This window comes from Neochlamydia sp. EPS4, assembly GCF_000813665.1.
In the GTDB taxonomy this organism is placed as follows: Bacteria; Chlamydiota; Chlamydiia; order Chlamydiales; family Parachlamydiaceae; genus Neochlamydia.
Window position 1 is genome coordinate 1 of sequence record NZ_JSDQ01000047.1, and the last position, 18,859, is coordinate 18,859.

At 38.1% G+C, this 18,859-nt stretch carries 18 protein-coding genes and 1 tRNA gene; 10 read left to right on the plus strand and 9 right to left on the minus strand.

All coding sequences use genetic code 11. From position 1 onward, the window contains the following. Positions 1 to 345: 345 nt before the first annotated feature. Both DB42_RS04195 and DB42_RS04200 read left to right on the plus strand, forming a co-directional pair. Positions 346 to 1,629: a leucine-rich repeat domain-containing protein gene (locus DB42_RS04195; protein ID WP_052435975.1), complete on the plus strand. Its 1,284-nt coding sequence runs from the start codon at positions 346 to 348 to the stop codon at positions 1,627 to 1,629. Positions 1,630 to 2,490: 861 nt separating this feature from the next. Beyond that, the gene (locus DB42_RS04200; RefSeq protein ID WP_044881882.1) at positions 2,491 to 3,060 is read left to right on the plus strand and encodes a BON domain-containing protein; all 570 of its coding nucleotides are present in this window, start codon (positions 2,491 to 2,493) and stop codon (positions 3,058 to 3,060) included. A 380-nt stretch (positions 3,061 to 3,440) separates the two neighbouring features. Here the strand turns inward: DB42_RS04200 and DB42_RS04205 are convergent, their stop codons facing one another. From DB42_RS04205 to DB42_RS04220, 4 genes are all read right to left on the minus strand, one after another. Further along, entirely contained in the window at positions 3,441 to 3,821 is a 381-nt protein-coding gene (locus tag DB42_RS04205; RefSeq protein WP_232044377.1) for a hypothetical protein, read from the minus strand. Between the two features lie 460 nt (positions 3,822 to 4,281). Beyond that, entirely contained in the window at positions 4,282 to 4,887 is a 606-nt protein-coding gene (locus DB42_RS04210) for a class I SAM-dependent methyltransferase (protein ID WP_044881883.1), read from the minus strand. A gap of 28 nt (positions 4,888 to 4,915) precedes the next feature. Continuing rightward, positions 4,916 to 5,428: a hypothetical protein gene (locus DB42_RS04215; RefSeq protein WP_044881884.1), complete on the minus strand. Its 513-nt coding sequence runs from the start codon at positions 5,426 to 5,428 to the stop codon at positions 4,916 to 4,918. A 3-nt stretch (positions 5,429 to 5,431) separates the two neighbouring features. Continuing rightward, positions 5,432 to 5,893, minus strand: coding sequence for an Asp23/Gls24 family envelope stress response protein (locus DB42_RS04220; RefSeq protein WP_044881923.1), 462 nt, complete (start codon positions 5,891 to 5,893; stop codon positions 5,432 to 5,434). A 67-nt stretch (positions 5,894 to 5,960) separates the two neighbouring features. Between DB42_RS04220 and DB42_RS04225 the strand changes: the two genes are divergently transcribed. Beyond that, positions 5,961 to 6,458, plus strand: coding sequence for a DUF4339 domain-containing protein (locus tag DB42_RS04225; RefSeq protein WP_044881885.1), 498 nt, complete (start codon positions 5,961 to 5,963; stop codon positions 6,456 to 6,458). Positions 6,459 to 6,598: 140 nt separating this feature from the next. Here the strand turns inward: DB42_RS04225 and rpsN are convergent, their stop codons facing one another. After that, the gene (rpsN, locus tag DB42_RS04230) at positions 6,599 to 6,904 is read right to left on the minus strand and encodes a 30S ribosomal protein S14 (RefSeq protein ID WP_039385795.1); all 306 of its coding nucleotides are present in this window, start codon (positions 6,902 to 6,904) and stop codon (positions 6,599 to 6,601) included. Positions 6,905 to 6,919: 15 nt separating this feature from the next. Beyond that, positions 6,920 to 7,057, minus strand: coding sequence for a 50S ribosomal protein L36 (gene rpmJ / locus DB42_RS04235; RefSeq protein WP_039385792.1), 138 nt, complete (start codon positions 7,055 to 7,057; stop codon positions 6,920 to 6,922). 318 nt (positions 7,058 to 7,375) lie between these two features. Between rpmJ and rpmH the strand changes: the two genes are divergently transcribed. From rpmH to DB42_RS04250, 3 genes are read left to right on the plus strand one after another with little or no spacing between them, the layout of a single operon-like run. After that, complete coding sequence (gene rpmH, locus DB42_RS04240; RefSeq protein ID WP_042242994.1) at positions 7,376 to 7,513, plus strand: 50S ribosomal protein L34; 138 nt, start codon at positions 7,376 to 7,378, stop codon at positions 7,511 to 7,513. Then, positions 7,510 to 7,863 carry a ribonuclease P protein component gene (rnpA, locus tag DB42_RS10850; protein WP_080502732.1) on the plus strand — a complete coding sequence of 118 codons (354 nt, stop codon included), beginning with the start codon at positions 7,510 to 7,512 and terminating at the stop codon, positions 7,861 to 7,863. The genes rpmH and rnpA overlap by 4 nt, the downstream gene beginning before the upstream one ends. Beyond that, a complete protein-coding gene (locus tag DB42_RS04250; RefSeq protein ID WP_044881886.1) occupies positions 7,847 to 9,853 on the plus strand; it encodes an ATP-dependent helicase in 2,007 nt (668 codons plus the stop codon). Before rnpA ends, DB42_RS04250 begins: the two co-directional genes overlap by 17 nt. 272 nt (positions 9,854 to 10,125) lie before the next feature. Here the strand turns inward: DB42_RS04250 and DB42_RS04255 are convergent, their stop codons facing one another. Beyond that, positions 10,126 to 11,166 carry a thioredoxin family protein gene (locus DB42_RS04255; RefSeq protein WP_044881887.1) on the minus strand — a complete coding sequence of 347 codons (1,041 nt, stop codon included), beginning with the start codon at positions 11,164 to 11,166 and terminating at the stop codon, positions 10,126 to 10,128. Positions 11,167 to 11,247: 81 nt separating this feature from the next. Between DB42_RS04255 and DB42_RS04260 the strand changes: the two genes are divergently transcribed. Both DB42_RS04260 and DB42_RS04265 read left to right on the plus strand, forming a co-directional pair. Beyond that, on the plus strand, positions 11,248 to 11,718 hold the full coding sequence (locus DB42_RS04260) for a DTW domain-containing protein (protein WP_044881888.1): 471 nt from the start codon (positions 11,248 to 11,250) through the stop codon (positions 11,716 to 11,718). Between the two features lie 571 nt (positions 11,719 to 12,289). Further along, a complete protein-coding gene (locus DB42_RS04265) occupies positions 12,290 to 13,657 on the plus strand; it encodes an amino acid carrier protein (RefSeq protein ID WP_044881889.1) in 1,368 nt (455 codons plus the stop codon). 1,358 nt (positions 13,658 to 15,015) lie between these two features. Here the strand turns inward: DB42_RS04265 and pgsA are convergent. Beyond that, positions 15,016 to 15,618: a CDP-diacylglycerol--glycerol-3-phosphate 3-phosphatidyltransferase gene (pgsA, locus tag DB42_RS04275; protein ID WP_039385782.1), complete on the minus strand. Its 603-nt coding sequence runs from the start codon at positions 15,616 to 15,618 to the stop codon at positions 15,016 to 15,018. A 92-nt stretch (positions 15,619 to 15,710) separates the two neighbouring features. Beyond that, positions 15,711 to 17,237 carry a glycogen synthase GlgA gene (gene glgA / locus DB42_RS04280; protein WP_044881891.1) on the minus strand — a complete coding sequence of 509 codons (1,527 nt, stop codon included), beginning with the start codon at positions 17,235 to 17,237 and terminating at the stop codon, positions 15,711 to 15,713. A 544-nt stretch (positions 17,238 to 17,781) separates the two neighbouring features. Here glgA and DB42_RS04285 point away from each other — a divergent pair. Next, positions 17,782 to 17,853, plus strand: a tRNA-Gln gene (locus DB42_RS04285). Positions 17,854 to 17,879: 26 nt separating this feature from the next. Then, entirely contained in the window at positions 17,880 to 18,806 is a 927-nt protein-coding gene (locus tag DB42_RS04290) for a ribose-phosphate pyrophosphokinase (RefSeq protein ID WP_044881892.1), read from the plus strand. Positions 18,807 to 18,859: the final 53 nt, after the last annotated feature.

Genomic DNA, 18,859 nt, shown 5'->3' on the forward strand with positions numbered 1-18,859 from the left:
GTATTGTAGAATAGCCGTAAGTGATTTTTAAATTGGGTTGAGCTAAAATGAAATAAAAACTTTTAGCCATCTTATCTTTAAACAAGTAATCCGTTTTCCTTCCCGCAACTTAAGTAAGCTTAAGCTAACCTACACATTTATAAAGAATCAATCTCATTCTTTTAGTCAAATCAAAATTGCCGCGTCAATTAATTTCCAAAACCTGTGGCTGCTCCTAAATGCTTGAAAGGTCTCCACCCTTTCCTTAAATCTATACGAATTCGTTTGACTTGCTTTTTTAATTTTTTTTATTCTGTCTTAAAGAAATAAAAATGATAAAAGGTCATTACTACCCAAGGAAATAAAATGCATCCTATCTCATCGACATCTATTGAAAGCTTACCCAATGAATTGCTACTCCCTATCTTAGAGGCTTGCGTAGTTCCTTCCTTATTTAGCGTCTGTAAAAGATGGCATCATCTGCTGGCTACTGAAGTCATGCCCCCTCTTTATAAGCAAATAGGTAAAGTGCATGTTCCTCAAGGAAATGTTAAGGAGCAGGCTCTTATTGTAGATAAGATTTATAAGCTAGAAGAAAAGCTTTCTGAAGCAGCAAAGGTAAATGCAATCTTTAAGCAAATCTTTACTTTAGCCAAGTCTTTTTCTCCTTTGGAATTTAAAGAGAAAACGGAAGAAAAAAGAGGCTTAACGCTGGCTAATCACTCTTCTTATCTCTTAAACATTAATCGCCTTTTACTTTGGAAAAAATTTCCTGGAGGGGAAGAATACTTGAGCCGAGAAGAAATTAAGCACTTGCCTCTAGAAAAAAAAGGGGAGCTACTTAGAGATTGGATTGAAGAAAATTATAAAAATACCACGGCTTTAGGTTTATCTGGAGTAGGCTTGACTTGTTTACCCCCAGAGATATGCCAGTTATCTAAGCTGCAAGCACTTAACTTAAATCAAAACCAGCTCACCAGTCTGCCTGGAGAAATCGGGCAGTTGTCTCAGCTGCAAGAGCTTAACTTAGATTATAACCGCCTCATTGCTCTGCCTACAAAAATCGGGCAACTGTCTCAGCTGCAAAGGCTTTACTTAAATCAAAACCAGCTCACGACTCTGCCTGCAGAAATCGGGCAACTGTCTCAGCTGCGATGGCTTTACTTAAATCAAAACCAGCTCACCGCTCTGCCTGGAGAAATCGGGCAGCTGTCTAAGCTGACACGGTTTGGCTTAAATCAAAACCAGCTCACCGCTCTGCCTGCAGAAATCGGGCAGCTGTCTCAGCTGAAATCGCTTGGCTTAAGAAAAAACCAGATCACCGCTCTGCCTACAGAAATAGGTCAATTGCCTCAGCTGCAAGTGCTTGACTTAAATCAAAATCAGCTCACCAGCCTTCCTGCAGAAATGGGGCAGCTGTCTGAGCTGCAAAAGCTTTACTTAATTCAAAACCAGCTCACCAGCCTTCCTGCAGAAATAGGTCAATTGTCTCAGCTGCTACAGCTTTACTTAAATCAAAACCAGCTCACCAGTCTTCCTGCAGAGATAGGGCAGTTGTCTCAGCTGCAAACGCTTGAATTAGCGGAAAATCCTTTGAAAGATATCGCCGAAAAAATAAGGCAGCATTTTTCAATTGTAGAATGGTCGTAAGTACTTTTTAGATTGTGGTGAGCTAAATGAAATAAAAAACTTTTAGCCGTAGTTCCATTTTTTTATAAGGTTAAAGTGAGTAATTGGTTTATTATTAAATACTTAGGTTTTTTTATTTAAAATTGTAGTCGCCAAAAAATTATTTAGGCTGGTTTTCAGCAAATTCCAGAACCACGCCATCAAAATAGACAAATGCTTGAGGCTTTAAAGATAGAGTTACCAAAAGTTTTACCAAAGAATTATGCGCCTGTAGTCATCAGGAAAAAGCGCCGATAATATGCGTAAATTTTTAATAATCAATAAGTTGATTACTACTGATTATTTCTAAAGAAATGAAACTTCCCGTTTAAAGAAAAATTAAGTCAATCTCTCCTTAACTATTTCAAAAGATGGACGCTATTACAAAGCTTATAGAATTTAACTTTAGCTTTTTTCTTTCTTCTTTTTCAATTTTCGTTTAGGTTGTTCTATCCCTCTCCTATAAATATTTGAATAAGAATCGAATAGATTAAAAGTCTAAGCTTTTACAATGGATGATTAAAAAATATAATTTACAATTTTTTTAGATAAGGTATATTACAAAATAATGCCTCCTTTATCCCTAAATGAGCGCTGCTACTTAAAGTTGGTTTTATTCACCTTTATAGATGCCTTTTACTCAGCACCTTGTTTTGAAATAAGTGCGAATTAAAGGGTGAATTAGCAGCCCAAATAGCTAGGTAAGGCAGGAAAGAAAAAGAGATTTTTAAACTAGGCGCTTTTCTGCCTCATTTTTTAATACTCGACTTCGCAGCTCTTCCACTAAATTGGCTAGGGGATTAGCAAAAAACAATCATTTATCTATATCTTAAAGGAGATGCTATGAAGATTTCTCTCTCTATTTTTTCTTATACATGCGCGGGGATCATCCTTTCAACAATGAGCTCGGCTTATGGGCAATGCACAGCGGAGGATTGTCCTATTTTTAATTCTTATTTTGATCATCCTGCTTCTTCTCCATCTAGTTACTCTCTTCAAACTTCGCAAGAGAGCCAAGATTTTAGCTCGCAAAATAGCTTAAAGGCAGAGAGTAAAAAGAAGAATGGCGGGGAAAGCAGTGTGCAGCGAGGCTTTAATCGGGAGGGAAATCCTGATCAAAGAGAGATAAACAGTAAGCAGATAAGTAGCTATCAAAATAAGGGGTCCGATAGCGTAATTTACTACCAGATTGAAGAAACTTTAAAAAATAACCGTTTAAAGAAAAATTACCCTTTGGTGAATATACGCTTTTATAAAGGCATGGCCACTCTGTCTGGTACGGTAGAAACAGAGGATGATAGGCAACAGGTCGAGAGTAGAGTCCGTGCGATTCAAGGGGTTGCTGATATTAATGATCAGCTGCATGTTGAATCTTCTACTCTACATAACCAAGGCAGCAAACCTACTAACTAGTAAGCAACCAATTTATCTCGGCCTAAAGGCATGAATCTTTTCATTAAAAAATACGCATTTAGAAATAAAGAAGGAGATTCAGAAGGATCAACGTAAAACAAAGTGAGGATTGAATTGGAATTATTCTATCCATAGAGATAATCATTATTATAAGCTGGGTAGGAAATGATGAAGGGTTGCTTGGCCTGGGTGATAGAAGGCAAAAACATACACATGCATAGACAAGCAGCCTCAAGAGAAACTTTTGCCAATCAACCCTTTAAGATAATAAATGATTTTTTAAGGCCATCTATTTAGATATCTTTTAAGGGGCGCAAGTAGCTTCTTTGGCTGGGTTCCTCCCTCTAGGGAGAAGGCATCGTAGGCGCGAAATAAAGAATTCAATTTTGGGCACTGAGAAGAATTTCTAATCCCATTTCTTCGGGTATATACTTGTGTTGAAGGTAAACTCGGCGTAAGCATCCCTGCTCATCAAATTGTAAAATAAATTCCATCCAGCCCTCATTAAAGTAATAGGAAAATAAGCTTTTTTGAGAGAAACGATCGATACGAAGAGCAGATTTGAATGCCTCCTCGGCTTGCTGGCGGGGCATATATTTTTTTAAGCGAGTAGATCTTAGCTGAGGGCATTGCAGTTGAGCAACAAACTCCTCGAAAGTCAAGCCATACGAAAACTCTACCCCTAAAGCATGGGCGATATCTTCTGGCAAGGATACGGGATAACGAAATCGTCGTAAGATACGATAGATAAAGTTAAACATTTTCATCTGATACAGAAAATAAAAAAGTTTTTTTAACAACAGAAAGTGCTGCTATACATTTGCCCACTTTCCGCTCATTTTGAATGGCTGACCTCCTATTTAACCAGGCGGAGAAAAAATTCGCAATATATAATTTTAGGTTATTTGCAAAGTAAGATGCAGATGAGGCCGCTTTTTCTCGTTGGAATGAGAGTCTAGACATCACTTTTTCTCAAAGGGGTAAAGCATGCTTTAAGCTCTCGCGGATTGTTTTTTTTACTACCAATCAACGCTTGCCTTTTAGCTTTTGCGCTTTTCTTCTTCTTTGCCCACCTGACCATTTCCTATCTAAAAAATCTTAGAACCTAAAGAAAAGCTCTTTTATCAGTTAGATATAGCTTATGGTGCCTAGGTTAATAATTGTTTTAAAAGTAAGCGGTTTTTGATTTATAGATGTTTTAATAAGTTAAAGAGAAGGCTTTTATATGACTAGACGCTTTTGAATAAAGAGTAGATGGGGACTTTTTTTATGTCGATTGATCCATTGATGATGACTGCAGCTCCATTCTAAGGGGCTCAGTTTTTCTACGAGAGATAGCACACTCTGCTCCTCACATTGCCCTTCAGGATGGCCTGGATAAAGGGTAATGCTTATCGCTCCCCCCGGTTGAAGCAGCAGCATCGCTTTTTTTATACTTTCTATAGTAGTTTTTGCGGTAGTGGTTAGCGTTTTATCACCACCTCCTGGTAGATATCCTAGATTATAAGTAATCAATTTAACACTTTCAGGAAAGATTTCCTCAGGAAAGGTAGAATGACATCCTAAAATAAATCGCACTCGTTGAAAATGAACGGAGGGTAATTTTTCATATAAGTATTTTTGGGTAAGCTCTATTGCTCTTGGCAAAATGTCTAAGGCATAGATTAATCCTCCTTTAAGGTCCGCGCATAATTGGGCCAATATTAACGTGTCTTGGCCATTCCCACATGTAGCGTCAATAACAAGGTCACCTTTATGAACTAATTTTTCCCAATATAGGTGGGCAAGTTCTAGATGGGAATTAAAAAGAGGAAATTGAGCTCGCATAGAATTTTTAAAAAGTATTAAAAAATTATTAGGAGGTTTCTTTTTGAAAGCTTAAAGCAAGGACATATTCCTGCTGATAGCCTAGCAAACGAGCTAACATCTTTTTCACGTCATCATTTATGCGTGCCAACAATGCTTTTTGTTTGGCAGAAGGAATATAAGGAAGATCGGCAGTAATTACTATTTTATTTTTTTGGATAAGAATGGAGCTAGGAACCTCTTCTTTGGGAAAGAGCTGTTTCCAATAATCATGCATATATTCTTGGAAAATGTTTTCGTCTAAAAAATAAGCATGATTATCTTTGGAATTAATTTTTAGATAACTTTTTTTTAAATTAGTCCGTAAGTAAAAAATGATAGCCACTCCAATCGCCAAACATCCTATCGCAAATAATGAAAGAAAAAGCTGATCTTTCTCAATAAAAGCTACAAATTCTGAACGAACATGTGGGGAGGCTTGCACCAAGATACTTAGTAAGCCAAGCACCACAAAGAATAGAGAGATAACAAAGGTAAGCAAGGGATAAAAAAATTGGTTCATAATTTAGAACTCATCGCTATAGTCTTCTTGGGTGCTAACCAAGTTTACAGGGTGTGTGACGGGAGAAAGAGATTTCTTGGAATCGGCAGTTACTACATTTTTAAAGACTACATGGACATAGGAGACGTGTAAACCGGTAAGATGGGTAATTTCCTCAGAAACAAGCGTTTGTATTTCTTCAGCTTTTTCAGGGATAGAAATTCCATAAAAGACGTTTACCTCAATTTTTATACCTACAGAATGATTCTTATTATCTTGCTCTGCTATGATTCCACGTGCTCCTTCGGTAGTATTGCGTCCAAAAATACTGTCGATGAAAGTGCTTTCTACCAAAGTAACGCCTTCAATGCGATTCAGGCATTCAAGAACAATTCCTTGGAAGACTTTGTTGTCAACGTCACGAATGAACAGCGTTTCAGGTAGCTCAAATTCTTTTGTATCCACTTTTTTCACATCAATAGGCATTTTCTTCTCCCCCATGCTAAATTGTCCTTATAATAGTTGACAGCATCATAAATAAGAATATAATAAAATGCTAACTGAAATAGTTGATGCTGCTCTATTAAATCGAAATTTATACTTAAAGATAGCAGGATGTGAAGAGAAGCGTATGATGGTTAGTCTTTTTTTACTTTTTTTTCTGGCTGCCTTTTCTGCTTATGTGGCTAAACAAAGGGGACGGGATCCATTAGTATGGTTTATGCTAGGCATACTTTTAGGAATTTTTTCTCTTATTTTGCTTTTTGTTTTAAAACCTTTTGAAGAGGATCACCTAGAACAAAAAAATAAGATAGAAGAGAATCTGACTCCTAAATATGGGGCTCTAGCGGAAGAAATAGGAGAAGTTTCTTATGAGAATAAAGAATGGTTTTATTTAGACCAGGCACACCACCAACAAGGCCCTATCTATTTTAGAGAGCTATACACCTTGTGGCTAGATAACAAAATAACCCCCTTAACTTATGTATGGTCAGAAGGGATGGCTGATTGGCAGCGTATCAACGAGCTTCCCAACTTTATAAATAAATGATGAGCTGAAGGATTACGAACTTTAAAGATTAGCTAACGATTGAGGTCAAACTAAAAAGGAGGATAGTAAGCTTAAGGCTTTGTAGAATCGTGCGTTATATTCTTTCAACCCTAAACTTACATCTTATGATTTTTTTGCTTTTACCAACTCGACTTAGTCACCCCAGGGATCAATCCATGCAAAGCCATTTCTCTAAAGGTAAGGCGGGAGAGTTTAAACTGTCTAATAAATCCTCTTGCACGTCCTGTTAAAAGGCAGCGATTACGTAGACGAGTAGGGGATGAGTCACGTGGCATTTTGTTAAGCGCTACACGAGCTTCATGGCGTTCTTCTTCTGAAATGTTGATGTCAGCTGCTGTTTTTTTAAGAGCTTGTCTTTTTTCCCATTTCAGCTTAACAACTTTTTCACGACGTTTTGCTTTTTCTATTGAGGACCTTTTTGCCATATGATTATAATCTTCCTATTTTTTACGAGCAGGGCCTTTTTGCCGCTGTTTACGATTCGGGTCTTTCTTATTAATCACATAAAGACGTCCTTGGCGACGTACGAGGATATCACCCTTCGATGGATCGGCTTTAACGGATGCTTTTACTTTCATATCTATTCCTGCATGTTACAATAATTTGTAAGTTAAGCGATTCTTATATCCTAAACCTTAATTTCCTTTCAATCCTTTTCTTGTAAAGGTAAAGAGAAGAGCTCTCAAGGAGCCTTAAATACTAGGTAGGGATGAGAGGGGCTTATTGATGAAGAGTAGATAGGTAAGCTTAAGTTAAAATACCACTGTTCTCTTTCATTTTTTTAGCTGCCTTCTGATCAGTTTCCTCTACTTCTTTTCTTGCATTTATTTTACCTGTTTTGTATTCTGCTGTTCATATTTATCTAATTGTCGAAAATTTTAATCAAGGAAGTTAATGTGAAGCGCACATACCAACCTAGTAAACGTCGTCGTAAATCCGAGCATGGCTTTCGTAAAAGAATGAAAACTGCTGATGGACGTAAAATCATCAATTCCCGTCGTCGCCGAGGTCGTAAGGCTTTAACAAGGGCGTGAAATACAGCTTTTCCAAGCTTTTTAGATTACGCAAGCGTTATCAATTTCAGAAGTTTACTCACAGCAGTAAACGTTTAATCGGGCGATGGATTACCATAGAAATCCTTCCTAATCCTTTGCAAATGACCCGATTAGGGATTACCGTCACCAAACGCTATGGTAAAGCTCATGATCGTAATCGGTTTAAAAGAATTACGCGTGAGGCTTTTCGCTATTGCCAGTCAAGTCTTCCATTAGGGCAAGACCTTAATGTAAAGCCGCGCGTTAATGCTAAACAGGCAACGTCTTTAGACATTTATATGGATTTAATAAAGCTCTTAAGTACCAATCATCATGAGCGCGGGACTTAATACTCAGCAGAAGCAAGCTGTGGATACCATTACAGGCCGTGTCTTAATTTTGGCTGGAGCTGGTACGGGCAAAACGCGCGTTCTTACGATGCGTATGGGCCATCTAATCAATAACCTAGGCGTTCATCCTAGCCATATTCTCGGCCTCACTTTTACCAATAAAGCTGCAGCTGAGATGTATCATCGAATGGTTTCACTCGTTCCCCAAAGGATAGCCAAGCTGGTTACCTTATGTACATTTCATAGTTTTTGCATTCAAATACTAAGAGAAGAGATCGTACGTTTGGGTTACACCAAAGAATTTACTATTTATCGTGAGTCGGATGTGCAACGTCTCATCTCTACTCTTGCACGTGATATGCTAGAAAGAGAAAAAGATCTGCCTTCGTTAGCCGCTACCTTAGCGGTGATCACGCAGGCTAAGAATAAAGGGCTTTGTGCAGAGCAGATTCAAAATACAGGATCTGCCTGGCATGATCAATTTTCAAGCACTCTTTATCGTCGCTTGCAAGAAAGTATGCGTGCCTATAATGCTGTTGATTTTGATGATTTATTGGTGCTTACGGTCCAGCTTTTAGAAAAGTATCCTGACGTCCTTAACCGCTATCAGGAACAGTATCGTTATATCATGATCGATGAGTATCAAGATACCAACCCTATTCAGTATCGCTTAGCAAAATTGCTTTCTGCTAAATATAATAATTTGTGTGTAGTAGGTGATGATGATCAGTCTATTTACGGCTGGCGAGGAGCGGAAGTACGCAACATTTTAGATTTTGAGCAAGCAGTAGTGATTAAGCTAGAACAAAATTATCGCTCCACCAATAGTATTCTTAAAGCCGCTAATGCGGTGATCAGCAAAAATCAGTCTCGTTATCCTAAGGCCTTATGGAGCACCAAGGGAGAGGGTGATCCCATTGAGATTTTTTATGCTCCTCAAGAGAGTGATGAAGCTGAAGCTGTCGTGTATAGAATGGTAAAAATGAAGGAAGAAAAAGGCCTGCGTTGGAATGATTTTGCTATTTTATACCGTTCTAATGCTCTTTCTCGTGCTTTTGAAACGGCTTTATTAAAATATACGTGGGTAGAGAATGGGCAATGGATGAAAGGGATACCTTATCAAATTTACGGGGGCATAGAATTTTATGAAAGGCGTGAAGTAAAAGATTTATGTGCTTATTTACGTGTGATAGTCAATAATAGAGATCAGGAAGCTTTACTACGTATTATTAATCAACCTCGACGTAATATAGGTGGAGTTTCTTTAGATGCTCTTACGGCCTATAATCGCCAGCAGAATATTTCTCTTTGGGAAGTTTTAAAAATGGTAGGTGATGACCAGCTTAAAGAGGAAGAGGTTAAGAGTTCCTTACCTGCAAAGACTTTGAAAGCTATCCGTGAGTTTGTAGCTCTTATTGAGGAAGCTCAAAAGCGCTTTGAAAACATGCCTTTAGCAGAAACTTTTGAATGGCTAATTGAAAAAATTGATTACCGTAAAGCTATCGAGGAAGAGGTTAAAAGTTCTCAGATGCGGGAATTTAAATGGGAAAATTGCCTGGAGTTTGTAGAGACGTTGAGAGATTATGCATGTAAGGTGAAAGAAAAGCTTCATAAGCAACCCCGGCTCTATGATTTTTTAGGCACCGTTTGCTTAGAAAATGATTGGGAGCGTATGGCTCGTCAGCAGCAAACAGGAGAAGATAAAGTCAATTTAATGACTTTCCATAGTGCTAAAGGATTGGAATTTCCGGTATGTTTCTTAGTAGGAATAGAGGATCATATTATTCCTCATGAGAAAAGCTTAAAAGAAACAGGAGTAGAGGAAGAGCGGCGTTTAATGTATGTAGCGATGACGCGGGCGATGCAAAATTTAGTGATTAGCATGGCTTGCTCCCGCCATAAAATGGGAAAGAAAGTCTCTTGTAAGCCTTCACGTTTTCTCTATGAGATCCCTAAAGAGCTCTTGAGAGTCACGGAGTGGGGTGGGTAAAATAGCAAGTCCTTAAAGGTTGTCTTGCCCCCGGTTTAAACAAATATTCCTAAAAAGAGGTGGCAGATAACTGGCTAGTCTACAATTTTATCGGGAGATGAGGGTGTAATACATTTTAAAAAACTAACTCCCCGTAACCCATTGTTTAAAAGTTGCCTCTCTATTTAAAGAAAGGGTTTTACAAGGATAGGGGGCATAAAGAATAATTTAAAGGGATAGAATATTCTAAACCGCTGCTTCAATTATAACTTAAGCTAAACTTCCATTGTTAATTAATGCCTGACCACCGCCGTTTCAGTAGCCATTTGAGATTTAATATTCTTAATAGCAGTTGAGATCTCAATTTTTGCAGTAGGAGGGGCAGACGTAAAAGAGCTTTCGGCGAAATTTAGGGCCTCTGCAAGATTATTTCGGTCAAAATAAATTTGTGAAATAATCATCTGCAGGCGCCACAGATGTTCTTTATCTTTAGGGCCAAACTTCTGAATATAATCGACAAGAGAAGCTACAGCTAGATCAGCTGAGCGTTTATCGCCCGCCTCTGTATATCCTTCAAAATCGATAAGAGCCAGATGATAATGAGTCATCTTTTCGTTGTTAGGATCCATTAGCTGCAATTCTTTCTTTAATGCCGTAGCTTCAGCAAGCCCCGACAGACCTTCTTGAGTCATTTTGCGATAGCGTTCAATCATGAAAAAATGGCTATCTTCCGAATTAACGCCTACTTTAATAATTTGGTTAATATCGCTCTCATATCCAAAATTTTGGGCTACTGCATAAAGTTTTTTAAGTTCGGCGCCAGAATACTTTTGTTTGTTTATAGCCTCTAACTTTTTTTGATAGTCGAAATAGTCAGCGACAATTTTTGAAAGGTGGGCGGCATACATCTTTCCGCCTCCGGCGCGATATCCAGTGATACCGATCTGCTTTTGTTGCTGGCCATCTAAAATGATTAAAGTAGGAAAACTTCGTATATTATATTTTTTTTGGAGTTGTTTGTTTTGGACAGCTAAGGGAGTTGGCAGGGTAGAATTTACTGGAAAGTCTAGCCTCATAAAAATAAATTTATCGCCTACCGCTTGCGCAAATTCTGCTGTATCTAAGCTTTCTTGCTCAAGCTTAGAGCACCAATTACACCAGTCTGAGCCAGTAAAAAATAAAATAATGGGCTTAAAAGTTGCGCGTGAAAGGTTTTCTGCTTCCTCATAATTGGTCATCCACTGGAGGGAATCAGTAGAGATACCTTTAGCAGGAGTAATAAAAAAGGTCACTCCCACCATCATACTACACATATAGGTTAGCACTGGCCTCATATATTTTTCCCTCTTGATAATGAATTTAAACTCATGTTACTATACTTTTTTTTAATGCATATTAACTAATTAATTTATATCATGCAATCCTTTCCTCCTACTGTAATTTTACGGCACCATAAAGAAAACCTTAAAAAATGTAGTTTAAGGGGTCTAGAAGGAGTTAAAGATTTTCATTTTTATACCTATCCTAAAAGCATTTTACCTTCCCTGGTAGGATATACCATGTTAACGTTGGAGGCTCCGGTTTTATCTTTAGAAGATGCAGGGCAGGGCCTGTTTATTTTAGATAGTACGTGGCGCTATGCAGAAAAAATGCTAAAATTTGTAGAAAGGCATGCCGATCTACCAAAAAGGAGTCTGCCTCCTCATTTTCGCACCGCTTATCCTCGGCGTCAAGAAGATTGCGTAGATCCAGCACGGGGATTAGCCTCTATAGAGGCTATTTATGTTGCGTATACGCTCCTAGGCCGTGATACTACTCAAGTGTTAAGCCACTATCATTGGAAGGAAGATTTTTTGAAAGTCAATGGATTTGAAAAGAAGAGTTAGATTTTCTATTTTAAAACTTTTTAAAAACTTTATGATACGCTTCTGAGCGGCCCTTTATGTAATCATAGGTTTAATAAAAAGATTGTTGCTACGGAGAGAGCCAGCTTGGAAAAAGGTTAACTTCTTTTTTGGTTATACAGACGGGGTTTCTTTAAAGGGGGGGGGGCTTTAAAAGGTATGATTTTATTTATAAACTTCAAATTACTTGAATTTACTTGACTTTCATCCGTCGTAAGCCTGATCTGAGCTTTAAAATTAAGAAATTAAAAAGGCTAGAATAACAAGAATGCTTGTAGCTGCTAGGAGTAAAAGGTTTGCGATTAAATAAATTTCAGCTCTCTTGTCCTAGTTAGTTATCTATTTAGTGAGGGAAACCGGCCGGCAGATACAAGAGAAAAAATCCATAAAAATCTTAATTTTTTATATTAAAGCTCTCAGCTTGCCAAAGAAAATTTTATCAAGATAACAATACTGAGTAAACTGGGGGAAATTCTTGACTAATACAAGATAGTAAGAATATAATATATTATTGCTCAAATAATTTTTGTAAATTTTTATAGTTTAATATCTAATGCTAGACAATTTTTTTATCCACCTGGAACAGGTGGAAAATATTCTATGGGGATATGTAGCCGTTCCCACCATTCTTCTATTGGGGGTTTTTTTAAGCTTTCAAGCTCGTTGGGTGCAAATCGTTCAGTTTCCTCGTGTGGTAAAAACATTTTTTGGCTTTTTATTTGTGCCAGATAAAGATAAAAGTGGTGTCCATCCTTTACAAGCCTTCTTTGCTTGCGTAGGTGGATGCGTAGGCATTGGGAATATTGTGGGAATTACTACAGCTGTGCAAATTGGGGGCCCCGGTGCTTTATTGTGGATTTGGCTCACTGCTATTGCTGGTATGATGATTAAATATAGTGAAGTATATCTAGGAATTCGTTACCGCGTGCCCAATGCCCACGGAGGGTATAATGGGGGTCCCATGTATTTTTTGCAAAGGGTGTTCAAAGGCTCTTTTGTTCCCACTATTGTAGGTGGTCTTTTGTGCATTTACGGAGTGGAAGTTTATCAATTTAATGTGATTGTAAAGAGCGTGACAGCCAATGTAAATCTTTCTCCTTACCTTGTTCTGGCTATCTTGCTAGCTTTAGTGATTTTTGCAGGACAGGGAGGCGTGCGCCGAGTAGGTAATATCTCAGGAATTTCTATTCCGCTTTTTGTGTTTGTTTATCTAGGCATGGGATGTTGGGTACTTATCCAAAATATCGATAGGATTCCCGAGGTTTTAAAAGCAGTTTTTAATACAGCTTTTACAGGCCATGCCGCCGTGGGAGGTTTTATTGGCAGCTCAGCAATGGGAACTATATCGCAAGGAGTTCGCCGAGGATGCTATACAGGTGACCTAGGGGTAGGCTATGCTTCTGTTATTCATAGTGAAAGCTTTGTTAAAATACCAGAAAAACAGGCTTCCTTGGTGATTTTTGATATTTTTGTGGACACTTTCATGATTTGTACCACGAGCGTTCTTATTATTTTAGTGACAGATCTATGGCATCAGCCCATTAATTCTAGTCTGCTCATTCAAACAGCTTTAGCTCAATATTTTCCTTATATGGAATGGTTTATGCCTTTGTTTTTGTTTTTGCTGGGATATTCCACTATCAATGCTTATTTTTGCGTAGGTCTTAAGTGCGCTGAATATTTGCACCCTAGAAAAGGTCGTAAACTCTATTATATCTATGCCGTAATTACTTTAGGCGCATTTGCTTTGGTAGATACAGCACAAGCACAGACTGTCATGACGATTGCTGGAGGACTTCTACTCGTTCTGAACTGTTATGGAATTTTTAAATTACGGCATGAGATCTCCTATAATTTCAATTTTCTTCAAAATGAGAAAACAGAAGGACGTTCTATAGCGGTATCAGCGGATCTAGGATGAAAATAGAAATGAGTATTCCCTGGATGTTTTCAACGCCACTAATACACTAACATAGGGTTCTAACCCTGCTTAATAGAGATTTGGCATCTATTGCTAGACGCCTAGCTCTTTGCGAAGGATAACCTTATACTATTGAAGGGACTACATCCCTATAACCCAGAAAAAAAACAAAGCCTTTAAAAGCCGGCCCCCTTTCCTTGAAGAAACGCATTTCATTAACTAGAGGACGGCATAAGGAACTTTTAAAAAAGCCTATAATGCCTTTTTGAGCTACTTCTTATACAACCCCGTACTTTATAAAATCCCTTGTGTAAGTAGAAAGACAGCTTTCAGAGGGCTGGGTATGCAGACGGAGTTTTTTTTAAACGTATAATTTAATGACGCGAAAATTAAATTTTTTTTCAAAAATCCTCTCCTTCTACCGCGATTACACTTGTTTTTTGCGTTTGTTAATAAGGCCATTAAATGGCTCTTTGGGCCTGCTAGAAATTCTTTTTTACCCTCAATAAATGCTTCTGCTTGTTATCCTAATTAGAGCTACAACTCATCTAGATATTCGGTTTTCAGAGTTCATTTGCTTACCCCTTCCTAGTGGAAGCTCTGCTATCAATATTCCAATCATGGAGCGTCACAACGGGGAAAGAGGGGACTATGAACCTTACACTCCTGATCACCAGTTTCTTGGCTTGGTAGGGGCTCAGTAAAAATTAGAAGATTTGGTCCTTAGCTTTAATACCTAGCAATTGAAACCATGATTCATCTTACGCCTATAAAAACCTCCCTTAAATTTTATGATTCATGATAGGTCATCTGCTTGACTTTAAGAATTATATCGTTTAAAGACACAACGTCTACACAGCCTAAAAGGAGAATCATCTTCCTAGCAGCTCTCTTTTAAAAAAGGAGTTTTTATTAGCTGTATAATTGTGTAAAAAGTTGTCTTAAAGCATATGACGCTGGGATTTATAGCAAATTGATTTAAGTGAGAGTTAGATTGCAAGAAACTCCATCTTGTAGCAAGCGATAAGAGAGGCAAAGATACGATTCCTTTGAGGGCGGGCAATTTGTTGGGCGACCTCTCAAGGCGAGTATTTTGCTTTATTAATTGGCAATACTCTACTATCTTCCACCCTTTTTAGTCGACCTCATGATTTAGACCTCTAATCGCAAGGAGAAAATGTCGGTAAAACCCTCTTTTTTTGAAGATCTTTGTAAATGAAGCTGGGAGGAAGGCTAGCTCTTTAAGATAAGACTATCTTTTGGTATCCCTCTTCGAAATTAAACATAAGGCTCTTTGGTAATCTCCTTTAGGCATGGCCTACTAACAAAGGGGTAATCACCTAAAAATTTATGAGGGCTTAGGGTTTAGCTGGGTGCAAAGACAATAGCTTGGCAATGTATTGTCTATTGGCATACACATAGTCTACTCCAGAATAAGCAGTATAAATTCCTGCTATACCTACAACCCATGTGCTTATGTATTGTAGATCAGGGCTGGACAGATAACCTAAGGAATGAGGAATCATCAGGATTAATACAGTTAAAGCAGCCATCGCTTGAATTCCTGCTTTAATTTTCCCGCTGGTACGCGCTGCTAAAGCAAACCCTTTAAGCGCACAAATGGTTCGAAGTGTACTCACTACAGAATCCCGATAGACAAAGATAAAAATTAAAGCTAAGGGCAACCTGACAGGCTCTGCGGTAAATGTTAAAAAATAAGAGAGACGCGCAATGCTATCAGCCATAGGATCTAGTATTTTTCCAAAATCTGTTACTTGGTTATATTTGCGTGCCAAATAGCCATCAAAGGCATCTGATAATTCACTAACCCCAAGTAAAAAAAGTAAAACATAGGGTAGAAGAGATGGATTAATTTCTAAATAATCATGGTGAAGATAGACTAAAAGAAAAATGGGGCTGATAAAAATGCGAATAAAGGTAAAGTAATTAGCTATACTCAAGAAGTGACCTATAATTTGAAGGATTTTAGCTTAACTTTTACAAAACTTTAGATTTATTTTCTCTAAAAAAAGATCAACTTGTAAATTTCCCTCTATAAAGGGCATTTTTTAGCCTCTTTTTCGGTGGCTAGGATGCTCTGATAGATGTTTAAATATTCATCAGAAGGAGTATGCCAGCTGAAATCTGTCTTCATTGCACGAATGATAAGCTGACGCCAGCGGTCAGGATGATGGAACCAACATTCAAAAGCTCTATCTAAAGCTGACTCAATTCCTTTAGCATCAGGGTATTCAAAAACATATCCATTTGTTTTTTCAATAGGTTTTCCTGAATAATCTACATCCCAAATAGTATCTGCTAACCCTCCAGTCTTTCGCACAATAGGGATAGCTCCATATTTAAGAGCAATCATTTGCGTTAAGCCACAAGGTTCAAATAAAGAAGGTACGATAAACATATCTGAAGCCGCATAGATCAGATGAGCCAATTCTTCGCTATGATGTAAAATTAGGCGCACGTGAGGGTGCTCATGAAAATGGCGATTAAGCTGTTGAAATTCGGCGTTGATACCCTCGATAGGGCTAGATCCTAGCAATAAAAATTGCCCTTTTTTTTCTAGAGTATAATGCAGAGCGTGTTTAATAAGCTCGATGCCTTTTTGAGGAACCAAACGCGCAATGCAGCCTACAATCGGGCGATGTTCTTCGGCTAAAAATAAGCGTTCTCTTAAGAAATTTTTTATGTAAGCTTTTTTATCTAGCGTATGACGATCTTTTTTGCTTTCTGGTGCTTCTCGAGGAGAATAATGTGTAGGAAGATAACGATCGATCTCAGGATTCCAATAGGAATAATCAATCCCATTCAAAATCCCTTTAAATTTGTTTTTGTATTTGTATAATGTTTTATCTAAACCGCGGCCTCCTAGAGGTGTGAGCACTTCTTTTGCATAATTAGGGGAGACGGTGGTGATATGATCTGCATAAATAATAGCCCCTTTTAATAGGTTGATAGCCTCTTTGTATTGAGCATCTTGCATTTTATCTGGCAGAAGATAATGCGAGCCGTTCAATCCTATATTATCAAGATCACTACTTGAGCAATGTCCTTGATATTCAATATTGTGGATAGTAAAAACGATTTTAGCCTCTTTAACACATTGGGGTCGATAAAGCTCATGATAGAGAGGGGCAATCACAGCTGTTTGCCAATCATGCAAGTGAATAATATGAGGAGATAGCTTTTCCTTGTCTATAAATTCTAAAGCCGCTCGCGAGAAATAAAGATAGCGCTCCATATCATCTGCGCAGCCATAAAAACAACCGCGGTGAAAGAAATGGGCGGGATGATGAGGCTCAATGAAATAGACTTTAAGATTTTCTACCCAGCCTTTCCAGATGGTATTGCGATGCCAAGTTCCTTTATAGAAAGAGGGAAGAGAATCATTATAGATAGCAAAATCGCGGATGCTTTCTGTATCCATGCAATCATATTTGGGAATAATAAGGTCAATATCATGTCCCTTGCATGAAAGTTCTCTGCTTAAACCTAGTAAGACATCTCCTAACCCACCAACTTTGGCAATGGGAGCTAGTTCAGAAGCAATATTGATAATATGCATAAATGTGTAAGGGCTCGTTTTATCTAGTTAAAATTTTTTTCCCCATCATAGGGGCAAGCCTAAAAAAAATACAGAAAATCTCTTGAAAGCTTTTTATATAGCCTTTGTATCTCATCGTTAAAGCATTATCTTGTAAAGTTTTTTCACATCTTGGCGCTTTCAAACGAAGGCGCGAAATATAGAATTTTTTTTGTAGGTTCTACTATAGTTTTTTTGCTAGGGGTAGGCAAATCCCCAATCGCCAGAAGGCTAGGGAAGTAAATAAAAAAAAGTCTAGGCATTTTTATAGATTAAATAAAGCTTGGCGTAGGCTTTTTCAGTAAGAAGAAAGAGAATAATCATGCTTGCTCACGCATGTGACGTAAGGGCAAGGTAGCTTGTAGATCGCTACTTAAACTTTAGAACCAGAAAATAAAAATTTAAGAGAACCTGTTCTAGGGCATTGAAGCTAACAAATAAACAAAAAAAATAAAAGGTGTTTGCTAAAAATCTTCCATTCCTGTAGCATATCAAACTTGATTATCGCGCTAAACAGTAATTGTACTGGGGTGTCGCCAAGCGGTAAGGCAGCGGTTTTTGGTACCGCCATGCGGAGGTTCGAATCCTTCCACCCCAAATCTAGTAAGTAGATAAATAGGTTAAATGATACCCACCGCCCCTAACTTTGTAGTCTTTGCCGGTACTTCTCATCCTGAACTATCCAAAGAAGTGGCAAAAAACTTAAAAGTTAAGCTAGGTAAGATTAGCATTCAACGTTTTCCTGACCAGGAAATTTTTCTGGAAGTTTTGGAAGATGTTAGCAATAAAGATGTGTATGTCATCCAATCATTAGCTTTTGCGCCCAATGAGTATTTAATGGAGCTTTTGATTATGGTAGACGCGCTGAAAAGAGCTTCAGCACGCCGCATCACAGCCGTTATTCCTTATTATGGGTATTGCCGGCAAGATCGTCAGGATAAGCCGCAGGTGCCTATTACTGCTAAGCTTGTCGCCGATCTTTTGCAAAAAGCGGGTGTTGCTTGCATAATTGCTGCAGATTTGCATGCAGGTCAAGTGCAGGGGTTTTTTGATATCCCTGTAATCAACCTTCAGTGCATGCCTCTCTTAGCAAAAGTTTTCAGGAAATTTGAGACTGATAAGCTAGTTGTTGTGACACCCGATGTAGGTAGCATCAAATTAGGGCGTGATTATGCTAATCATCTAAATGTTGGGTTTGCTGTTGTTAATAAACAAAGACTTAAAGCTGGTGAAGTGGAAGCTTTACAAGTGATAGGTGATGTTAAAGGAAAAGATGTACTTCTCGCTGATGATATGTGCTCCACGGGAGAAACATTAACATCAGCTGCGAAAGCGTGCCGAGAGAAGGGTGCTAAAAGAATTTGGGCGTCTATGACGCATGGTTTGTTTGTAGGGGAAGCTCTACCGCTTATCAACCAAAGTTGCATTGAAGCACTGATAACGACAAATACTGTCCCCTTCAAGGGTCTTGCAGAAAAAACCACAAAAAATGTGCATGTTGCCTCTGCAGCGCCTCTCTTTGCTCGAGCTATACTAAATCTCGCTACTTAAGAAGACATCCATAAAAGTTAATCAATATTTAAAAAGAGTATGCTTTTGAATTT

Coding starts and splice junctions, on each gene's coding strand:
- DB42_RS04195 (WP_052435975.1), top strand. CDS start 346: ATGCATCCTATCTCATCGACATCTATTGAAAGCTTACCCAATGAATTG.
- DB42_RS04200 (WP_044881882.1), top strand. CDS start 2,491: ATGAAGATTTCTCTCTCTATTTTTTCTTATACATGCGCGGGGATCATC.
- DB42_RS04205 (WP_232044377.1), bottom strand. CDS start 3,821: ATGTTTAACTTTATCTATCGTATCTTACGACGATTTCGTTATCCCGTA.
- DB42_RS04210 (WP_044881883.1), bottom strand. CDS start 4,887: ATGCGAGCTCAATTTCCTCTTTTTAATTCCCATCTAGAACTTGCCCAC.
- DB42_RS04215 (WP_044881884.1), bottom strand. CDS start 5,428: ATGAACCAATTTTTTTATCCCTTGCTTACCTTTGTTATCTCTCTATTC.
- DB42_RS04220 (WP_044881923.1), bottom strand. CDS start 5,893: ATGCCTATTGATGTGAAAAAAGTGGATACAAAAGAATTTGAGCTACCT.
- DB42_RS04225 (WP_044881885.1), top strand. CDS start 5,961: ATGCTAACTGAAATAGTTGATGCTGCTCTATTAAATCGAAATTTATAC.
- rpsN (WP_039385795.1), bottom strand. CDS start 6,904: ATGGCAAAAAGGTCCTCAATAGAAAAAGCAAAACGTCGTGAAAAAGTT.
- rpmJ (WP_039385792.1), bottom strand. CDS start 7,057: ATGAAAGTAAAAGCATCCGTTAAAGCCGATCCATCGAAGGGTGATATC.
- DB42_RS04250 (WP_044881886.1), top strand. CDS start 7,847: ATGAGCGCGGGACTTAATACTCAGCAGAAGCAAGCTGTGGATACCATT.
- DB42_RS04255 (WP_044881887.1), bottom strand. CDS start 11,166: ATGAGGCCAGTGCTAACCTATATGTGTAGTATGATGGTGGGAGTGACC.
- DB42_RS04260 (WP_044881888.1), top strand. CDS start 11,248: ATGCAATCCTTTCCTCCTACTGTAATTTTACGGCACCATAAAGAAAAC.
- DB42_RS04265 (WP_044881889.1), top strand. CDS start 12,290: ATGCTAGACAATTTTTTTATCCACCTGGAACAGGTGGAAAATATTCTA.
- glgA (WP_044881891.1), bottom strand. CDS start 17,237: ATGCATATTATCAATATTGCTTCTGAACTAGCTCCCATTGCCAAAGTT.
- DB42_RS04290 (WP_044881892.1), top strand. CDS start 17,880: ATGATACCCACCGCCCCTAACTTTGTAGTCTTTGCCGGTACTTCTCAT.